This is a genomic window from Mesorhizobium sp. M1A.F.Ca.IN.022.06.1.1 (genome assembly GCF_003952605.1).
Lineage (GTDB): Bacteria > Pseudomonadota > Alphaproteobacteria > Rhizobiales > Rhizobiaceae > Mesorhizobium.
Genome location: NZ_CP034455.1, coordinates 446,959 through 465,696, shown reverse-complemented (window position 1 = coordinate 465,696; position 18,738 = coordinate 446,959). Strand labels below are relative to the sequence as shown.

Sequence of the window (18,738 nt, the reverse complement as noted above, 5' to 3'; positions counted from 1 at the left end):
TCTGAAAATTTTCCGATGTTTGGGTGAGGCGACCTTGGAATTGCGCAGGGAAGACGCCGATGCGCGGACGCTCAAACCGTCCAGAAATAGCGCACCAGGTGGAAGAAGATCGGCGCGGCGAAGACCAGGCTGTCGGTGCGGTCGAGCATGCCGCCATGGCCCTCGATCAGATGCCCCCAATCCTTGACGCCCTGGTCGCGCTTGATGGCGGAAGCGACCAACCCGCCGAGAAACCCCATCGTGCAGGCGACGAAGGCGACGGCCGAGGCCTGCAATGGCGAGAACGGCGTGATGAAGGCGAGCAGCGCGCCGAGCAGGCTCGAGGCGACGAGCCCGCCGATCAACCCCTCCCAAGTCTTCGACGGCGAGACCTTTGGCGAGAAGCGGTGCTTTCCGAACAGCTTGCCGAAGATGTACTGCAGCACGTCGCTGCCCTGCACGACGATGATCAGGAAGGCGACGAGCAGCAGGTTGCGGCCCTCGAAGCCGGGCACGTTCAGCGTCAGCAGAGCAGGGACGTGGCTGACGCAATAGACCGCGATCATGATAGCCCATTGCTGCGCCGACACGCGCTCCAGGAAGCGCTCGGTATCGCCGTGCAGCGCCGTGATCGCCGGCATCAGCAGGAAGCAGTAGACCGGGATGAAGATCACGAACAGCCCGTACCAGGCCGTCCACACCAGCCAGTACTGGAACGGAATGACGATGCCGAACATGCCGAGCAGAACCCAATGGTCGCTGCGGCGGCTGTGCGTCAAGGTCACGAACTCGCGCAGCGCCGCGAACGAGATCAGCGCGAACAGGATGGTCATGCCGTAGCGGCCGAAGAAGAAGGCGACCGTCATCAGCGCCACCATCACCCACCAGGCATTGATGCGCTGGGTGAGGTTGGTGAGCGTCGCGCTGAGCGGCTTCGGCGCGCGCGCCGACAGCACGGCGGCGGTGGCGCTGGCGGTGGTCAGCACCACGAAAAGGCCGATGATCAGGATGCTGATTTCGTGGCGCATCATTCGTCTCGATCAGGGCGCGGATTGAGCGCCAGAAGTTCGGCCCGGGCGCGTTCGAGGAAGGCGCGGCGTTCCTCGCCCGGCGCCACCGCCACCGGCGTACCGAAGACGACGCGGCAAAGCAGCGGCACCGGCAGGAACTGGCCCTTGGGCAACACGCGCGACATGTTCTCGATCCAGCACGGGATCAGCTCCACTTCCGGCCGCGCCATCGACAGATTGTAGAGCCCGGAGCGGAACGGCAGCAGCTCGTCGCTCATGTTGCGCGTGCCTTCCGGGAAGATGATCAGCGAATGGCCTCGGTCGAGGACGGAAAGCATCACGGAGATCGGGTTCTCGTCCGGCCTCGTCCATTGCCGGCTGATCAGCACGGAGGACAGCATGTCCTCGGCAATGAAGCGGCGCAGCCGCGACTTTCGCCAATATTCGGCGGCGGCGACCGCATGTGTGGTGGCGCGTTCTCTTTCGCTGAGGCAGGCCGACAAAAGGATGAAGTCGCCATGGCTGGTGTGGTTGGCGAAATAGATGCGCTGCCCGTCCGATGGCTGGCAGCCGCTCCAGATCGGACGCACGCCGGTCACCGCCCGCGCCAGCGCCGACAGGCCGACCGAGGTCGCCGTCTGCAGCAGCGTGAAGGTCCGGAGCGACAGCTTGTTCATCCCGGCATCCAGAATCCGGCTGTCAGGAACGCGATGATGAAGATCGCGAAGGCGATGCGCTGCCGGGCAAGCAGGCGGCGCGTTCCGGCGATGCGGTCGTCGAGCGGGCGCGGAGACGAGGAGGCGGGCTTGAGCCGCATCCGCGCCAGCATGTCGTCGACCGCGGCGCATCCCGAACGCTCATTGTCATGGCTCGCCATCAGCCGGAACAACAGCGCGTCGAAGGCGAGAAGCGCCGAAAACCCAAGCACCACGACGGCGCTTGCCGCGGCGACCAGCAGCGCCAGCACCGCGATCGGCGCCTGGAGCGCGCCGCGCGCCGAAGCGACCAAAGGCGCGAAGCCGTCGCAGACGAGCACGATCGCGGCCGGCCATGCGGCGTGCTTGATCAGCATCGCGGCAAAGGCGGCTGTCCGCTGCTGATAGGCTTCGTCCGTCATGCCGGCTCGTCCAGTCCGACCTGAAGATGCACCGGTCGTCCGGACGCGGCGAGCTGCTTGCGCGCCTGTGACGGCGTGTGCGAGCGGCCGCTCGCGACGAGCCATCCGGCGATGACGGTGGCACTGCGCTGGAAGCCGAGCGCGCAGCAGATCAGCACCGTGCCATGCCGGCGCGCCGGCTCGATCGCCGCCACCGCTTGGTCGAGCGTGTCCGCCGGCGGCGACAGCAGATCGAGCATGCCGAAGCTTTGCCAGCGGCCCGGCGCGTCGCCCGGCCGCTCAAGCTCGGCGGCGAGATCGATCACCGTGCCGAAGCCGTCAGCCTCGGCGGCGTTCGGGAACCGCCCAAGGAAGACGCCGTCGCTGACCGGGACGACCGGTGGCAGCTTGCGCGTCCATGCCCAGACATTGACCCTGGCGCCTAGGCGATAAGGCCAAAGCAGGATGCGGCTTGCCAGCGACACACGGCCATCCGCCGTCTTCTGGAACACTTTCGCGCCGGCCCCGGCATAGGCGAAGGCGACAATGGCCAGCGCCAGCGAGGGCCATAGAAGCAACAAGGCGAGGGCGGAGAAGAAGGCGCCGACCGCAGCGCCCGTTAGCGCCAGGGCGGCGCCCAGCGCGTAGTATAGCGCAAGCCGCCGTGCCTTGCCGTCGGCAGTCAGGCGGAAACCGGCGAACGGCAGCTCGCCCTGTGCCGGAAAGAGCCACAGGGCCAAGAAGCCGAGCAGCGCGCCGGTCGGGATGTCGATGAAATGATGCTGCCAGGTGGTCAGCACCGAGGCGCCGATCAGAAAGCACCAGCCGTGCCAGAGCCCCAGCAAAGGACCGGCGAGGCGCTGGCGCCCATGATCCCAGATGATCACCAACAGCGCGATATGCAGCGACGGCGCCTGGTTGAACGGCTTGTCGAAGCCGCCGAGCACCGCAAACAGGAAACCCGGCAGGCCGCTCGATTCCGGCCGCACGAAGGTGGCGGTCAACGGAAACAGGATGTAGCAGGCGACGGCGACGATCTGCGCGGTGAGGTAGCGGCCGGCAAGCCGGTCGACGCCCTGGCGGCTGTCGTTGAGCAGGAGCGACAGTCCGTAGAACAGGTTGATCGACCAGTAGGGCACGATCGTCCAGGCGACGAACGGAACATGGTGTTCCCAGGAGAACACGATGCTGCCGACATGGTCGCGCGTCGAGGCGAGCCAATTGGCGAAGCCGTAGGTCGAATAGAAGAACGGCGCGAGGAAGGCGAGCCACAGCGCTGCGCGAAGGACGACATGCCCATAGGGCTCGGCGCTGGGTGAAAGTGGCGGGGGCTCGGCACTGGAAGGCATGCGGCGGTGGTCCTAAAGCCGCCTTGCCAGCGAGACGGTGAAGATGCCCCATTGGTCGATGCGCTGGTCGAGCTTCTCGAAGCCTGCCGCCTCGACCAGCTGATCCATCTCGGCTTGCGTGCGCCGCCGCATCACCCAGGCCTGGCCGCCGCGATGCGAGGTCAGGCTGCGCGCGATCATTTCGAGCTGCGGGTGCCAGGGCTGGTTGGTGTAAATGAGCAGGCTGCCTGGCTGCATGGCACGGGCAAGGCCGCCGAGCGAGCGCGCAATCAGCGCATTGTCCGAGAAGAGCTCGTAAAGGCCGGAGACGATGGCGAGGTCCGGCGCCGGATCGAGCGCGGCGAGCCCGTCGCCGTCGAAGGCGTCGGCGCGCTGGAACGACACGCTGGCCGGCAATTGCCGCTCGGCGATCAGCTTGCGGCCGAGCTCGACATTGAGGTCGGAATAGTCGCGCAGCCGAACGCTGGTCGGTTGCTCCCGGCTCATGTCGATCGCATCGAGGACGTAGCGGCCGTGACCAGACGCAATGTCCAGGATGTTGGTCGGCCGCCCAGCGGCCTTCAGCATTGCCAGCGCCGAGCCGATCAGCTCTTCGATGTGAAGCTTGCGCTGGCGGATGCCGCGCCAGCCGATGGCGTGGAGGAAGGTCCGGTCGACCATGCGGCCGATCGGCCCCAGGCCGCGCGGCTCGTTCTCATAGACATAGTCGAGCGTCGAACCGGAATCGAAGCCGGTGGTAACGCCGACCTTCATGCCTTGCGAGAACCAGCTGCCGATGCGGATGAAGGCGCGGCTCATCGCCCAGTAGAGGCCCCTGGGCGAAAGCAGATCGAGCGGCGAGGCGAGGCGGTCGGCCTCGTCGCGCGTGTAGCCGGCGATGTCCGCCTGCTTCAGGTCTACAGCTTCCGCGGGTGCCGCGAACTGCGCTTCGAGGAACGGCCGGATCAGGTCGAGCGCCTTGGCGCGGTCGCGCTCGCCCAGCGTATCGTGGAAGAAGCCCGGCAGCACGTGGCGCTCCTTCGCGCGGCTGCCGAGATTGACGAAGAACTCGTGCTGCGGCGCGTGCCGCACCACCCAGTCGCTGCCCGACAGAAGAAGCTGCGTCGGCACGGTGATGGCGCGCGCATCGGCAACGATGCGCGCCGCGTGCTGATAGAGCTCGACCAGGATGTTCGAGGCGATCGGCCTTGTGATCAGCTTGTCGTTTTCGAAGGAAGCAATGCGCACAGGGTCATGAGTGAGAAGGTTCGCCTTGACGTAGGAATTGACGAAGAAGCGCCCCTTGATCTTCTGCCACAGCGCGATGCCTTCCTTGGCGAAAGGGACATAGAGTTTCACCGAGAAGGCGGGCGAGGCGAGCACCATGGCGCGCAGCTTGGGCGCATAGTCGTGCACCCACGCGGCCGCCAGCACCGCGCCGAAGGACTGCGCGATCAACGCGATGTCCTGCGCGGCAAAGCCGTCCCTGGCGGCGATCTCGCGAATGAAACAGTCGATATCGCGCACCAGCGCGGCGAAAGACGGAGCGTAGCCGCGCTCGCCGGCGGAGCGGCCGTTGCCGCGCGCATCCCAGGCATAGAAGGCGTAGTCGGGCAGGCTGAGTTCGTCGACGAGATGCGCCATGCGGCCGCCATGCTCGTGTCCGCGATGGAAGAGCACGACCGCGCCCTTGGCCGTGGCCTGCATCGCCGGCCAGTAGCGGTAAAAGATCTGCGTGCCGTCATGGCTGCGGAAGGTGCGTTCCTGCGCCTGCCGCGCAAGGCTTTGCGCCGGCGCGCTGGCGACCTGTTCGTGAAGCATGGTGGTTCCCCCGGACGGCATGGCGAGTCTCGGTGCTCAGCCGGTGCTGCCAATAAGACCGGCGCGTATCCGGTTTATGGCGGTCAGCAGCGAAAGCGTAGCCATGGCCGGAAACACAAACGGCGCGATTGCCTCAGGCCAGAGCCCGGCGGCGGCGAGCACGGCGACCACGCCGAGCGCCAGCGCCCTGTCGCTCTTGCCGAACGGCCCGGCATAGTTTCGCCCGATCCCGGCGGCGATGCCGAGCACGCCGGCGAACTCGGTGAGCGCCGCGGCAATGGCAAAGGCGACGACACCCCAGGCGCCGAATTGGGGAAGGGCGGCAAACGGCAGGATCAGCGCAAGGTCGGAGACGACATCGCAGATCTCGTTGAGGTACATGCCGAGCGTCGAGGCCTGGCCATGTTCCCGCGCCAGCATGCCGTCAATCGCGTTGAGCGCCATGCGAAGGAAAAGCACAAGGGGGATGAGGAAGAGCAGCGGGCTCCAATCGGGGAGGATCGCGATCGCCGATCCAGCCGCGATGGACAGCAGCGCAGCCGCGACCGTTATGCCGTTGGCCGTCACACCCATCGCCGCCAGCCTGTTGACCAGCGGCCGCAGCCTGTCCTGGAAAGCCGGCTTCAGCGCATAGAGCGTCGGCATTGCGATGATCCCCCGATCCTCGCCGCCAGATGTATCACAAACATGCCGAACGGCACCAGCACAGCTGCTAAAACACTGTGAATCCTAGACAGTTGGCACCATGCCATGCACCCATTGCCTGAAGACGACGCCGGAGCCGGCGCTCTGTGGCGCTCTCATGCCGCCTTGGCGAGCTTCGACCATGCAGCCCTGGCATGGCCGCATGCGGTTGCCGGCTTCTGGAACAACGCAGCCACTTGAATAGTAAGCACGCTTATTATATATGCCGCTCATGGTTTCAGATGGCATCGACAGATTGGGATTTTTGATCCACGACGTGCAGCGCCTCATGCGCAAGCGCTTCGAGGCGCGCGCCAGCGGGTTGGGCCTTTCCTCGGCGCAGTGGCGGCTTCTCGTCCGCGTCGCCAAGGAGGCCGGTGTCGCGCAGGCGCGGCTCGCCGAGCTGCTCGAGATCGAGCCGATCAGCGTCTCGCGCCTCGTCGACCGGATGGAGGAGGGCGGCTGGATCGAGCGTCGCGCCGATGCGGCCGACCGGCGTGTGCGCATGATCTTCCCGACCGAAAAGGCCAACGCGGCCTACGCCGATGTCAAAAGCCTCGCCGGCGAGGTCTATGAGGAATCGCTCACCGGCGTATCGCTGGAGGACCGTCGCATCCTGATCCGGGTGCTCGACACCATCGTGCAGAATTTGACCGACGGCGAGACGTCGTCGCTCGAAAAGATCAAGAATACGGAAGGGCGGGCAGCATGAACGCGGCAGCCAAGAAAGCAGACGACAACGTCACCAAGCTCGAGATCGAGGCGCCGGCGAAGCCGGAGGCTGCGCCAGTCTCCGCGGCAGCGGAGCCGCAGCCCGCACCGGCAGCACCGAGGAAGAAGCGCCGCACCGGCCGCTTCCTTTTGATGGTCGCCCTGCCGCTGGCGCTGCTCGCCGGCGGCGCCTATGTCTGGGTCACCGGCGGTCGCTACCAGGAGACCGAGAACGCCAACCTGCAGCAGGCCCGGATTTCGATCGCCTCGGATACGGCCGGCCGCATCGTCCAGGTCGGCATTGCCGACAACCAGACGGTCAAGGCGGGCGACCTTCTCTTCGTCATCGACCCCGAGCCTTACAAGATCGCGCTGGCCCAGGCCGACGCGGCTGTCGCCGCCGCGCGGCTCAATGTCGAGCAGCTGCGCGCCGCCTATAGCCAGGCGATGGCGCAGCAGAAGTCGGCCAAGAGCGAGGTCGACTATGCGCAGTCGCAATATGACCGCGCCGCCGATCTCGCTGAGAAGGGCATCAATGCCAAGTCGTCGCTGGACGAGGCCCGCAACGACCTCGACAAGGCCAAGCAGCAGCTCGCGGTCGCCGAGCAGGGCATCATCAGCGCCAAGGCCGCGCTTGGCGGCAACCCCGACATCGAGACCGACAAGCATCCAAGCGTGATGTCGGCGCTCGCCGCGCGCGACAAGGCCGCCTACAACCTCTCGCAGACCACGGTGAAGGCGCCGTCGGACGGCATCGTCTACCAGGCCTCGTCCTTCAAGATCGGCCAGTATGTCTCCGTCGGCACGCCGCTGTTCGCGCTGGTCGAGACGGACGACACCTGGATCGACGCCAACTTCAAGGAGACGCAGCTCACCAATATGAAGCCGGGCCAGAAGGCCGAGATCGTGGTCGACACCTATCCGGGCCGGACCTTCGAGGCGACCGTCAAGGCGATCGGCGCCGGCACCGGCGCCGAGTTCTCGCTGCTGCCCGCCCAGAACGCCACCGGCAACTGGGTCAAGGTCACCCAGCGCATTCCCGTGCGCCTGGAACTGACCGACCCCGACGCCAAGATGGCGCTGCGCACCGGCATGAGCGCGACGGTCACCGTCGATACCGGCGTCGCGCGCGGATTGCCGTCGATCTTCGGTCACGCCACGGCCGGCGAGCACGCGCAATAAAGCAAAGTGAAGCCCGCGGGCATGAGCGGCCGCAAGGGAATGGTCTGAAGGGTTGGAGGGAAAGCCGAGCGTTTGAGGCGAGCCGCGTCGCGGGTCGATCCAAGGCAGAGGCTTTCGACACGGATACGTCGGTCCTCAGGTTTCCGGGCGGCAGGCATCCGCTCCAACAGAGACTTTCGCTCGATGTAACCCCCACATCGATCCTCGCGTCCCACCGCGACGAGGGTCTCAAAGCAAGGCCTCGCCGCCCGGAATCCCAATGTACCCGTTTTTGTTACCTGCTGGAAGTTCAGCACCATGAGCACGCCCGAACCCTTCAAGGAAGTACCGCACCGCGGGCTGATCACGGTCGCGCTGATGCTGGCGACGGTCATGCAGGCGCTCGACACCACGATCGCCAATGTCGCGCTGCCGACCATGACCGGCGACCTCGGTGCCTCGCCTGACAACATCAACTGGGTGCTGACCTCCTATATCGTCGCCGCCGCCGTCATGACGCCGGTCACCGGCTGGCTCGCCGACCGCCTCGGCCGCAAGGAGCTGTTCCTGGCCTCCGTCGTCGGCTTCACCATCTTCTCCATGCTTTGCGGCATGGCGTGGAGCCTCGAGACGATGGTGCTCTTCCGCCTGCTGCAGGGTGTGTTCGGAGCGGCGATCGTGCCGCTGTCGCAGACCTTCCTGCTCGATATCAATCCCCGCGAACGCCACGGCCAGGCCATGGCCATCTGGGGCGCCGGCATCATGCTGGGGCCGATCCTCGGCCCGACGCTCGGCGGCTGGCTGACCGAGAATTTCAACTGGCGCTGGGTGTTCTTCATCAACCTGCCGGTCGGCATCCTCGCCTTCATCGGCATGGCCGCCTACCTGCCTGTCGTCGCCAAGCGCGTGCGCAGCTTCGATTTCTTCGGCTTCGCCATGATCTCGCTCGGCGTCGGCGCGCTGCAGCTGATGCTCGACCGCGGCGGCGAGGTCGACTGGTTCTCCTCGACAGAGATCTGGATCGAGCTTGCGCTGTCGATCACCGGCTTCTGGGTGTTCATCATCCACACGGTGACGTCCGAACGTCCCTTCATCGATCCGAAAATCTTCCTCGACCGCAATTTCGTGACCGGGCTCGGTTTCATCTTCGTCATGGGCGTGCTGATCCTGGCTTCGATGTCGCTGCTGCCGCCGATGCTTGCCAACATCTTCGGCTACCCGACCGTCACCATCGGTGTCGTGCTCGGCCCGCGCGGTATCGGCACGATGATTTCGATGCTGTTCGTCGGCCGCATCATGCACAGGATCGACGCGCGTATTCTGGTCGCGATCGGCTTCCTGCTCACCGCGCAGTCGCTTTACACCATGGCGAGCTTCACGCCGCAGATGGACAACTGGCTGATCATCTCTTCGGGCGTCATCCAGGGCCTCGGCATGGGCATGGTGTTCGTGCCGCTCTCGGCGGTGGCCTTCGCCACGCTCGACGCGCGCTACCGCACCGACGCCACCTCGCTGTTCAGCCTTGTGCGCAATCTCGGCTCATCGATCGGCGTCTCGGTGGTTGCGGCGCTGATGGTGCAGAACACGCAGGTCAACCACAGCGAGCTCGGAGCCTTCATCAACCCCTACAACCCCAACCTGTGGGCAGCCTCGCCCGCGGCGGCGAGCGGTGATCCCATGGCCCTTTCGCGGGTCGACAGGCTGGTCAACGTCCAGGCGATGATGATCTCCTACATCAACGACTTCAAACTCCTGATGGTGATGACGCTGCTTGCCGTCCCGTTCGTCGTCCTGCTGCGCAAGCCGAAGGCCGCGCCCGCGGGCGGCGCGCCGGCCGCGCATATGGATTGATTTTCATCGCGCCGCCTCTGCGATGCGTAATCTCCCCCCTTGAGGGGGAGATGTCGCCGAAAGGCGACAGAGGGGGTCGCCGCGCATGGAACGCCAACCTTCATCTGCACATGCAAGCCGAGCCCGGTCGAACCGACCCTCTCTGCCTGCTGGCCATCTCCCCCTCAAGGGGAGAGATTACGCGTCGCTCCTGTCCCCTCTCTCCGCTACCTCCCCAGCACCAGTGCCCAGTAGCGCAGGCTGGGATCGCGGCCGTCGCGCACGTAAGCCAACCCGAAGCGGCTGAAGTCCGGGTCGAGCATGTTGCGCCGGTGGCCGTCCGAATGCATCCAGATGTCGAACAGCTTTTGCAGGTCGAAACGTCCCTCGGCGATGTTTTCGCCCGCGGCGCCGCGCACGCCATTGCCCTTCATGCGTGAGGCGAAATCCTTGCCCCAGCCCGTGGTGTGGCTCATACGGGCGCGCGACGCCATGTAGCCGGCCTGCTGCAGCGCCGCCTGTTCGAGCTGCGTGTCCGGGATGAGCGCCGGCAGTCCGGCCGATGTGCGGATTGTGCTCAACGTTCCTGTGGCGGAAGACGACACGCCGGCGCCTTCGCCGGTCGGCAGCGGGACGCTTGTGCAGGCGGCAATGCCGGCAAGCGCCGCAAGGCCGACGGTCTCGAGCAATGTGCGTCTGTCGAGATTGGGGGAATCGGTGGTCAGGCTGGTCATCCGGCCTCTGATACCGGCGATCGTGGCTTTTGCCGGGCAGCCGATGAAAATCGCGTTATGCGGCGACATCCTCCGGGAGATCGGTTATCATCCTGGCGTTCTAGAAGTGGCAGCCACGGGCGGGCCACCCAGGCGGTGACCGCCCCCCGAGCGATACGGAGGACGGTTATGGCTGGTTTTCATGTCATGGCGGACGCGCAAGGGCTGCATGTGCAGCCCACGGTGCGCCACATCACCACGTCGGATCTATGGGACGCGCTAAGGCTCGGCGCCGAGGATTTCTGGGCCAAGCCCTCGCACTACGTGTTCCTGTGCCTGATCTATCCGGTCGTCGGCCTGATCCTGACGCGGTGGACCTCCGGCTCCAGTGCCATCCAGCTCGTCTATCCGCTGATGTCGGGCTTCGCGCTGATCGGCCCCTTTGCGGCGATCGGCCTCTACGAGATCAGCCGCCGGCGCGAGCTCGGCATGAGCAGCCGCTGGCACGATGCGCTCGACGTGCGCCGTTCGCCGGCGCTGCCCTCGATCGCCGCGATCGGCGTCCTGCTTTTCGCGCTGTTCCTTCTGTGGCTGTTCACCGCGCAGTCGATCTACACCAGCCTGTTCGGCGCCGAGCCGCCCGCCTCCGTCGGAACCTTCCTGCGCGACGTGCTGACGACCGGCAAGGGCTGGACGCTGATCCTGCTCGGCAACGCTGCCGGCCTCGTCTTCGCGGTCGTGGTGCTCGCCACCACCGTGATTGCCTTCCCGCTGCTGCTCGACCGCGACGTCGGCGCCGTCTCGGCGATCGAGACCTCGGCGCGCGCCGTAATAGTCAACCCGCTGCAGATGGCGCTCTGGGGCCTGAGGTCGCGGTGCTGCTGGTGATCGGCTCGATCCCGCTGTTTGCCGGCCTTGCCGTCGTCATGCCGGTCCTCGGCCACGCGACTTGGCATCTCTATCGCAAGGTGGTGGAGCCGCAGGATATCCGGCCCATCCGCCGGCCGATGTAGGCCGCGCCGGCTCGAACAAAGCAGACGGCCCGAAACGGTTTACCGAGCCTGGTTCATGAAGATGTTCTTGAGGTCACTCAAGGGGGCGGCATTCGTGGCCGGGCTTTGGGCTGTCGGCTGCATTGATACTACGCGTGCCAACGCTGACGAGTTGGCGCACTTTGAAAGCGCGGCCGTGAAGCCGACGCCGTTTCAGGAGCGCATTGCGCAACAAAACGGGCGAGCGCTCCAGGCCATTCCTGGCACGCCATTGAATGGGTATCTGACGCGACCGCCGGGTGAGGGGCCGTTCCCGGCGGTCGTCGTTCTCCATGGATGTTCGGGCCTATTCCCAACTGTAGAGAAAACCTGGTCGCAGCGATTGTCTTCCTGGGGTTACGTCGTACTCGTTGTCGACAGCTTCAGCACGCGCGGTATTCGCGAGACGTGTGATCACGGCCTGCTCGCCGATGGCAGCCTGTTTGCTGATCGCGTTTATGACGCCTACGGCGCCTTGGAGTTCCTGTCGAAATTGAGTTTCGTCGACCCGCAGCGCACAGCGTTGATGGGGTTCTCCGCCGGTGGGATCGCAACGCTCGCGGCCGTGCAACCTGGCGGCGCCGAGCGGCTGATGGATCGCAAGTTCAAGGCGGCTGTCGCTTACTATCCGAATTGTTCGGCTACGAATGGCGACGTGGCGGTCCCGACATTGATCCTGATCGGCGAGCTCGACGATTGGACCCCCGCCAAAAATTGCCGGGAAATGATGGCGCAGCGCAGCGGCAAGGGCAGCGCCGTGCAGCTTGATGTCTTCAAGGGCGCTCGCCACGCCTTTGCCTCCCCGTCATTCAAGACGGGCACCGAGCAGTATGGCCACCGGGTGGAGTACAACGCAGCTGCGGCCGAAAAATCGGCAAGCGACGTCCACACGTTTTTAAAGCAGGCCTTCAGCGGATAACAGCCATAGCCCTGATCATCCGATCTCAGCGCTGCGCTTCGGTCGCCATCTTCAAAGCCAGCGCCGTCAGCACCGTGCCCATCATCCAGCGCTGGACGACCAGCCAGAACGGCCGTCCGGCGAGGAAGGTGGCGATCGAGCCAGCCGTCACCGCGATCATGGCGTTGACGGTCAGGCTGATCGAGATCTGCGTCACGCCGAGCACCAGAAGCTGCGACAGCACATGGCCCTTGGCCGGGTTGATGAACTGCGGCAAGAGCGACAGATAGAGCACCGCCACCTTCGGATTGAGCAGGTTGGTCATCAGCCCCATGACGAACAGCTTGCGCGGCCTGTCCTTCGGCAGCTCGCGCACCTGGAATGGCGAGCGGCCGCCGGGCCTTAGCGCCTGCCAGGCGAGCCACAGCAAATAAAGCGCGCCGGCAAAGCGCAGCGCGTCATAGGCATAAGGCACGGCGAAGATGAGCGCGGTGATGCCAAAGGCCGCGGACACCACATAGAACAGGAAGCCCAGCGCCACGCCGCCCAGCGAGATCAGCCCGGCCCTCGGCCCTTGCGACAGCGAGCGCGAGATCAGATAGATCATGTTCGGGCCGGGTGTGAGCACCATGCCGAGGCAGATCAGCGCGAAGGTCAGATGGTTGGCGGCGTCAGGCATCGCTCGATCTCCAGCACCTGCGGCAGGGAAGGTCCGATGCCGGCGGGGACGGACATGTGCCTTGTGCCGCGCACCAGCGCAAGGGACTTGCCGGCGCCGTTCGTTGCGCCAGGGCGGGCAGCGCCGCAGGCTTTGGTAGCCTTTCTACTCGGACGAGGCGAGGTAATAGGATCGGCATGACGAAGGACGATCTTCCACGCGCCTTTCTCCCGCCGAAATATAGTGGTGGTTCGAAGTGCGATCGGAACAAGCTTGTCGCTGCCGCCGACCTTGGATCGGACCCGCTCGATCTCGATGATGTAACCCAAGTCGGTCGTTGCGTACTCGGAAACACGGTCAAAGCCGATAACCTCTCCGTCTCGGTAGTTGGTAGCGGCCCGGTCCATCGTTTCGGCAGCCTTTTTCCATCCTTTTGCCGGCGGGCCGAATGGATTGGCGATGACGACGTCATCCCGTTGTGAGAAGAGACTTTTCAATGGTTCGGGATTGCTCTTGACGAAGGCATCCACGGCTAAATGATCCTGCTCGATGAGTTTCGCGAGGTCTGACAGCATCTCAGCATCCTCCGATAAAGGGGAAAGAGAATACTATCTGAAATCAAGCCCCTGATCCTGCCTTTTCGCTTCTTGGCGCGCCGGCGTCAGTTTATGTCCCTTACCCCACCACGCGCAAATTCGATAGCTCGTTCGCAATCTCCTTGAAATTGTCGGACAGCGTCGCGCCGGTTGCATTCCAGAAAAGCTTGGCGGGCTTGCTGGGGTCGGCGGGATCCTTGCGGAAGCGGGAGTCGGATGAGCAGGTCTTCAGGGCGTCCATCGCCTGCTTGTCGCCGGCGTCGGTCGCGGACATGTCGAGCGCAACCGTCATCACCATGATGTTGGCCGCCTTGGCGTGGTCGCAGAGCTTGGCCATCTGCTCGTTGAGCGCGTTGGTGTAATTGCCCGAGGAATAGTTGAACTGGCCGATGTCGCTGGAGGTGCCGCCGAACAGGCGGGTGACCGAGGTGCCTTTGTAGCCGACGCCGGTATAGCCGTAGGCCGCATAGGTCGATTTGTTGCCGGCCGGATCGGAGTTCACCGTCGAATAGGTGTTCTCGCCGTCGGTGAGCACGATGACGACCTTGTCGTTGCCGCGTTCGGTCTCCGGCCGCCCTTCGGTGAAGGGCGCCGTGCTGGACACGGTGCGCCAGCCCCAGGCCATGCCTTCCGGCACGTTGGTGTTGCCGTTGGGCTGCATCAGGTCGACAGCCGCCTTGATCGCGGCCAGCCCGTCCGCGGTGGTGACGTCGGTGAGCGGCGTGACCGGCGTCGTGGTGCAGCTGTAGTTGGGACCGGCGCCCGTTGCCAGCACCGGCGCATTGATCGGCCGCGGCATGAAATACTTGGCCATATTGGATTGGCGCGTCTTGCCGGTGGTGCTCGACGGATCGTCGTTCCACCAGCTGTTGGCGGCGCCGTAGGTCACCGGGTTCGGCTCGTCGGGATCTTGCGTCACCTTCCAGTGGTTGCCGGGTTCGTCGGGCGCGAACATCGGCACGAACATGGTCGCCGGGTCGCCGACCCCGATGCCGGTGTTGTTCGGCCCGCCGGACGCAGGCGTATCGTCGACATTGTAAGGGTAGGGACGCACTTCGACGCAGCCCTGCCAGCTCGCGAACGGGCCGTAGGTGTCGTTGTAGTCGTATTCGTTGTGGCTGCGCTTGCAGGTGTTGTTGGACCGGTATTCGTCGCAGACGACGCGCTTGCTGCCGACGATGCGCTCGTGGCTGGTGACCACCTTCATGTCGCGATAGAGCGAAAAGCGGGTCAGTGCCTGGCCTTCCTCGGTCCCCCAGCCGGTGCCGTTCTTGTACCAGATGCCGTTGATCTTCTGGGCGTGCTTGTCGGCGGCGTTGAGCGTCGACCAGTCGAAATTCTCGTTGGCGACCGGCGACAGCCCGTAGACATCCATCCAGGAGGCGTTGTCGTTATCGGGCCCGACATTGACCGAAGCCGCGAAGGGCACCAGGCTGAACTGGACCGGCTTGTCGATCTGCTTGATCTGCGCCGCCTGCTGCGCAAGTGTGTCGACCAACTGCTTGGCGGCCTGTTTGAGCAGGTCGATGCGCTTCTGCCCCGTGCCGGATCCTTTCGTCGACATCGAGCCCGAATTGTCGAGACCATCGCCACTTCCAGTGTGTTCTTCAAGCGCACCTGTGACTTCATCTCGATCTCAACGGGCTTTTTCGCGTCGACTTCGTCGACGCCGACGAGCATTGCCGAAGCCGGATAGAAATAGGGATGGTAGGTAAGAGTGGCGCTCATTGTCAGCAAGCCGCCGCCGGCCTGGCTGGTGGGTAGGGTGATGTTGAGCGCTACGTCCGCGGGGTCGATGGTGTTGAGGTTGGCGTTGAAGAAGTCGACGGCATAGGCCTTGATCTGGTCGTCGGTGGCGCCTTCCGCCAACCGCCTTGCGGCGGCAAAATTCGCCGCATCGAGCGCGTTGAGCACCATCTGTTTCTGACGGTTGAGTTCGGTGAAGTCGACCGCGATTGCGAGGGCGCCCATCAGCGGCACCATGGCGATCGCCGTCATCAGTGCATAGTTGCCGCGCCGGTCGCGGCAAAAGCGAAGCCAGAATTCGCGCATCTTCAGCAAGCGGTTGCTCTTTCGGATCAACTGACGATGCGCAGGTTCGACAATTCGTTGCCGATCGCCTTGAAGTCGTCAGAAAGCGTGGCGCCGGTCGAGTTCCAGAATAGCTTCGCCGGCTTGCTCGGGTCGGCAGGGTCTCTGCGGAAGCGGGAGTCGGAAGCGCAAGCCTTTAGCGCAGCCATGGCCTTCTTCTCGTCCGCCTTGGTGTCAACCAAATCGAGCGAGACCGTCATCACCATGATCCCGGCCGCCTTGGCATTGGCGCATAGCGTCTGCATCTGTTCGTCAAGCGCGGCGGTGTAGTTGCCGTCCGTATAGGTGGTCTTAGGCACCGCCGTGCTCGTATTCATGAACAGGCGCGTGACGCTTGCCAGTGCGGAATTGACTTTGCCTGTATAGCCATAGGCCGCATAGGTGGAACGGTTGTTGGCGTAACTGGCGTCGCTGATCGCGCTGTAGGTATTGGCGCCGTCGGTCAGCACGATTACGACCTTGTCGTTGCCCTTTTCGTTGTTTGGCCGACCTTCGGTGAAGGGCTCGTTGCTTGAGACTGTCCGCCAGCCCCAGGCGAGCCCCTCGGGTACGTTCATATTGCCAGTTGGCGCCATAGCATTGATGGCGTCAGTCAGTTGCTGCTTCTGCGCACTCACCGTGACGTCCTTGAGGGGCGTGATTGGACTGGTGGTGCAGGCTGCGTTCGGGCCGTCACCGGCACCGGCCGAAGTCGAACCGTAAGGCTTCACCAGAAAGTACTTCCGCATGTCCGATTGCCGCTGAACCGCGGTTGGGTTTAATGAATAAGGCCAGTCTGCCCACCAATTGTTCTCGTAGCCGTAGCTCAAGCTGTTGACATCATTCGTGCCGTCGCGGTTGAAGTCGCGCCACAGCGTGCCGGGCTCGTCCGGAGCGAACATGGGCACAAAGAGCGTCGCAGGATTGGACGTGGTCGGCGTCGTGTCGTCGTCGTTGTAGGGATAAGGCCTCGCTTCGACGCACCCCTGCCAACTCGCATAGCGGCTGGTAGTGTAGACATATTGCGGGTCAGTCCAATGTCCGTCGGTGCATTTGCCCTTTTTGTTGTACGCGTCGCAGATGTACTGCTTTGAGTTCGGCACCTCTTCGCGACCCGATTCCACGGTCATGTCGGCATAAAGGCTGAAGCGGGTCAGGGGCTCACCCTTGGTATCGCCCCAACCGTCACCGCGTTTGTACCAGGCGCCATTGACCTTCTCGGCGTACTTGTTCGGATCGTTGGCGGCGCTCATCGTCGTCCAGTCGAAATTCTCGTGCTGGACCGGGGAGATACCATCTTGATCCATCCAGCTGTCGCCGTCATGCGTCGGCCCGACATTGACCGAGGCAGAGAACGGAACCAGCGAGAACTGCACTGGCTTGGAGATCTGCTTCATCTGCTGGGCCTGCAGCGCCAGCGTGTCGACCAACTGCTTGGCGGCGGCTTTTAGCAGGTCAATACGCTTCTGCCCGGTTCCCGAGCCCAGGGTCGACATCGATCCGGAATTATCCAGCACGAGCGCCACTTCCAGCGTGTTCTTAAGTCGGATTTCCGACCTCGCCGAAACATTGACTACGTGGTCGCCCGCAGTCCCGCCGAGCAGCATCGCCGCCGCCGGCAGGAAATAGGGGTGATATTTCAGGGACGCCTCCAGGACCAGGGTGCCGCCGCCGGCATTGTTGTTGGGCAGCGTGACGGTCAGCGTCGTGTTGGCCGGAGACACGTGCCTGAGATTGGCCTCGAAGAACTGCTTGGCGTAGGCCCTCGCGTCCGCGTCGCTCGCTCCGCTGACGATCTGTTGCGCTGTCGCGACCCCAGCAGCATCTAGGGCGTTGAGCGTCTCCTGCTTCTCTCTAACCAGTTCCGTAAAATCGACGGCCAGTGCCACGGCACCCATCAGCGGCACCATCGTGATGACTGTCAACAGGGCGTAGTTGCCCCGCTTGTCGCCTATAAATCTGCCGATCATTGCGCTCAGCCCCCGCAAAAGACCCATACCAGTATACGACTATGGTCCTAGTTCGGTGCTACCATGGTCATAGATCCTTAAATTTCAGCTTGCCCGAAACGTTCAAGCACGCACCGCCATTTTGACGGCGTGTTAACCCTGCGCTTCCGAACGGGCGTGGTCGCGGCTCGTCCCGGCGGCGATGGCGAAAGCTGGTGACAGGATGGAGCGCTTCGGTTATGCGGGACCGGCCGTGGCGGCCTCCGAACCAAAAGGATGGCTGTCGCGGCTTTGCCTAGACCAGTCTCAGGATAACGGCATGGCGGACTCGCCAAACATCATAGCTTCGCTCACCGATCTGACGGAAAACTACGCGGCCATCCTGTGCGACGTGTGGGGCGTGGTGCACAATGGCGAATGGCACTTCCCCGTCGCCGCGGAGGCGCTTGCCCGGGCGCGCGCGGCAAAAGTGCCGGTGGTGCTGATCACCAATTCGCCGCGGCGCAGCGCCGACGTCGTTGCGCAGATGCATGCGATCGGCGTTCCGGCTGAAGCCTACGACCGTGTCGTCACCTCGGGCGACGTCACGCGCGACTTGATCGCCGAGGGTCCGAGGAAGATCTTCCACATCGGGCCCGAGCGCGACTTCACCCTCTATGACGGCTTGGACGTCGAACTCGTGGAGGAATTCGAAGCCTCCGGCGTCGTCTGCACCGGGTTCTATGACGACGAGGTGGAGAAGCCCGCCGAATACGCGGAACTGCTGCAGCGGCTGCGTGCCCGCAACCTGCCCTTCATCTGCGCCAACCCCGACATCGTGGTCGAGCGCGGCGAGCGCACCATCTGGTGTGCCGGCGCGCTGGCGCGCGACTACGCGCAGCTTGGCGGCCGCACGCTGATCGCCGGCAAGCCTTTCGCGCCGATCTACAACCTCGCCATGAAGGAGGTCGCCGGGCTGCTCGGCCACGCGGCCGAGCGCAAACAGGTTCTCGCCATCGGCGATGGCATGATGACCGACGTCAAGGGTGCGGCCGACAACGGGTTCGACGTGCTCTATGTCTCGGGCGGGATTCATGCGCGCGACTATGGCGACCCGCTGCGGCCGGATCCCGAAAGGCTGGCGGGATTCCTCACGACGCACGGTTATCGCCCGGTCGCCGTCATCCCGCGGCTGCAATAGGCGGGAAGCCGGACCATGACGGG

At 64.3% G+C, this 18,738-nt stretch carries 15 protein-coding genes and 2 pseudogenes; 6 read left to right on the top strand and 11 right to left on the bottom strand.

Translation table 11 applies throughout. The features are described from left to right. Nucleotides 1-71: 71 nt before the first annotated feature. The 6 genes from EJ078_RS02275 to EJ078_RS02250 are packed head-to-tail and all read right to left on the bottom strand — an operon-like array spanning nt 72 to nt 5,879. Nucleotides 72-1,007: a phosphatidate cytidylyltransferase gene (locus tag EJ078_RS02275; RefSeq protein ID WP_066996678.1), complete on the bottom strand. Its 936-nt coding sequence runs from the start codon at nt 1,005-1,007 to the stop codon at nt 72-74. Further along, on the bottom strand, nt 1,007-1,666 hold the full coding sequence (locus tag EJ078_RS02270; protein WP_127403374.1) for a lysophospholipid acyltransferase family protein: 660 nt from the start codon (nt 1,664-1,666) through the stop codon (nt 1,007-1,009). The genes EJ078_RS02275 and EJ078_RS02270 overlap by 1 nt, the downstream gene beginning before the upstream one ends. Continuing rightward, nucleotides 1,663-2,106, bottom strand: a complete 444-nt coding sequence (locus EJ078_RS02265; RefSeq protein ID WP_127216860.1) for a hypothetical protein — start codon at nt 2,104-2,106, stop codon at nt 1,663-1,665. Before EJ078_RS02265 ends, EJ078_RS02270 begins: the two co-directional genes overlap by 4 nt. After that, nucleotides 2,103-3,434: a phosphatase PAP2/dual specificity phosphatase family protein gene (locus tag EJ078_RS02260; protein WP_127216861.1), complete on the bottom strand. Its 1,332-nt coding sequence runs from the start codon at nt 3,432-3,434 to the stop codon at nt 2,103-2,105. Before EJ078_RS02260 ends, EJ078_RS02265 begins: the two co-directional genes overlap by 4 nt. Nucleotides 3,435-3,446: 12 nt before the next feature. Next, nucleotides 3,447-5,234 carry a bifunctional alpha/beta hydrolase/class I SAM-dependent methyltransferase gene (locus tag EJ078_RS02255; RefSeq protein ID WP_164750630.1) on the bottom strand — a complete coding sequence of 596 codons (1,788 nt, stop codon included), beginning with the start codon at nt 5,232-5,234 and terminating at the stop codon, nt 3,447-3,449. A 36-nt stretch (nt 5,235-5,270) separates the two neighbouring features. Further along, nucleotides 5,271-5,879, bottom strand: a complete 609-nt coding sequence (locus EJ078_RS02250; protein ID WP_127216863.1) for a CDP-alcohol phosphatidyltransferase family protein — start codon at nt 5,877-5,879, stop codon at nt 5,271-5,273. Between the two features lie 271 nt (nt 5,880-6,150). Between EJ078_RS02250 and EJ078_RS02245 the strand changes: the two genes are divergently transcribed. From EJ078_RS02245 to EJ078_RS02235, 3 genes are all read left to right on the top strand, one after another. After that, nucleotides 6,151-6,630 (top strand): MarR family transcriptional regulator, encoded by a 480-nt coding sequence (locus EJ078_RS02245; RefSeq protein ID WP_095801336.1) that lies wholly within the window; start codon nt 6,151-6,153, stop codon nt 6,628-6,630. Further along, on the top strand, nt 6,627-7,811 hold the full coding sequence (locus EJ078_RS02240; RefSeq protein WP_127216864.1) for an HlyD family secretion protein: 1,185 nt from the start codon (nt 6,627-6,629) through the stop codon (nt 7,809-7,811). The genes EJ078_RS02245 and EJ078_RS02240 overlap by 4 nt, the downstream gene beginning before the upstream one ends. A 297-nt stretch (nt 7,812-8,108) precedes the next feature. After that, complete coding sequence (locus tag EJ078_RS02235; protein WP_127403376.1) at nt 8,109-9,641, top strand: DHA2 family efflux MFS transporter permease subunit; 1,533 nt, start codon at nt 8,109-8,111, stop codon at nt 9,639-9,641. A gap of 206 nt (nt 9,642-9,847) precedes the next feature. Here EJ078_RS02235 and EJ078_RS02230 read toward each other — a convergent pair whose 3' ends face one another. Further along, a complete protein-coding gene (locus EJ078_RS02230) occupies nt 9,848-10,354 on the bottom strand; it encodes a CAP domain-containing protein (RefSeq protein ID WP_208721060.1) in 507 nt (168 codons plus the stop codon). 168 nt (nt 10,355-10,522) lie between these two features. Between EJ078_RS02230 and EJ078_RS02225 the strand changes: the two are divergent. Next, a pseudogene (locus EJ078_RS02225) lies at nt 10,523-11,346 on the top strand (DUF2189 domain-containing protein). A gap of 55 nt (nt 11,347-11,401) precedes the next feature. Next, entirely contained in the window at nt 11,402-12,283 is an 882-nt protein-coding gene (locus tag EJ078_RS02220) for a dienelactone hydrolase family protein (RefSeq protein WP_245459065.1), read from the top strand. A gap of 25 nt (nt 12,284-12,308) precedes the next feature. On the opposite strand, the gene EJ078_RS02215 is transcribed toward EJ078_RS02220, so the two are convergent. From EJ078_RS02215 to EJ078_RS02200, 4 genes and pseudogenes are all read right to left on the bottom strand, one after another. Beyond that, nucleotides 12,309-12,941, bottom strand: a complete 633-nt coding sequence (locus EJ078_RS02215) for a LysE family translocator (protein ID WP_095801158.1) — start codon at nt 12,939-12,941, stop codon at nt 12,309-12,311. Continuing rightward, nucleotides 12,917-13,495, bottom strand: coding sequence for a nuclear transport factor 2 family protein (locus EJ078_RS02210; RefSeq protein ID WP_127217294.1), 579 nt, complete (start codon nt 13,493-13,495; stop codon nt 12,917-12,919). The genes EJ078_RS02215 and EJ078_RS02210 overlap by 25 nt, the downstream gene beginning before the upstream one ends. A 100-nt stretch (nt 13,496-13,595) precedes the next feature. After that, a pseudogene (locus tag EJ078_RS02205) lies at nt 13,596-15,568 on the bottom strand (pilus assembly protein). Between the two features lie 26 nt (nt 15,569-15,594). Next, entirely contained in the window at nt 15,595-17,556 is a 1,962-nt protein-coding gene (locus tag EJ078_RS02200) for a pilus assembly protein (protein WP_127217242.1), read from the bottom strand. A 298-nt stretch (nt 17,557-17,854) separates the two neighbouring features. Between EJ078_RS02200 and EJ078_RS02195 the strand changes: the two genes are divergently transcribed. Continuing rightward, the gene (locus EJ078_RS02195) at nt 17,855-18,715 is read left to right on the top strand and encodes a TIGR01459 family HAD-type hydrolase (RefSeq protein WP_127403377.1); all 861 of its coding nucleotides are present in this window, start codon (nt 17,855-17,857) and stop codon (nt 18,713-18,715) included. Nucleotides 18,716-18,738 lie beyond the last annotated feature (23 nt).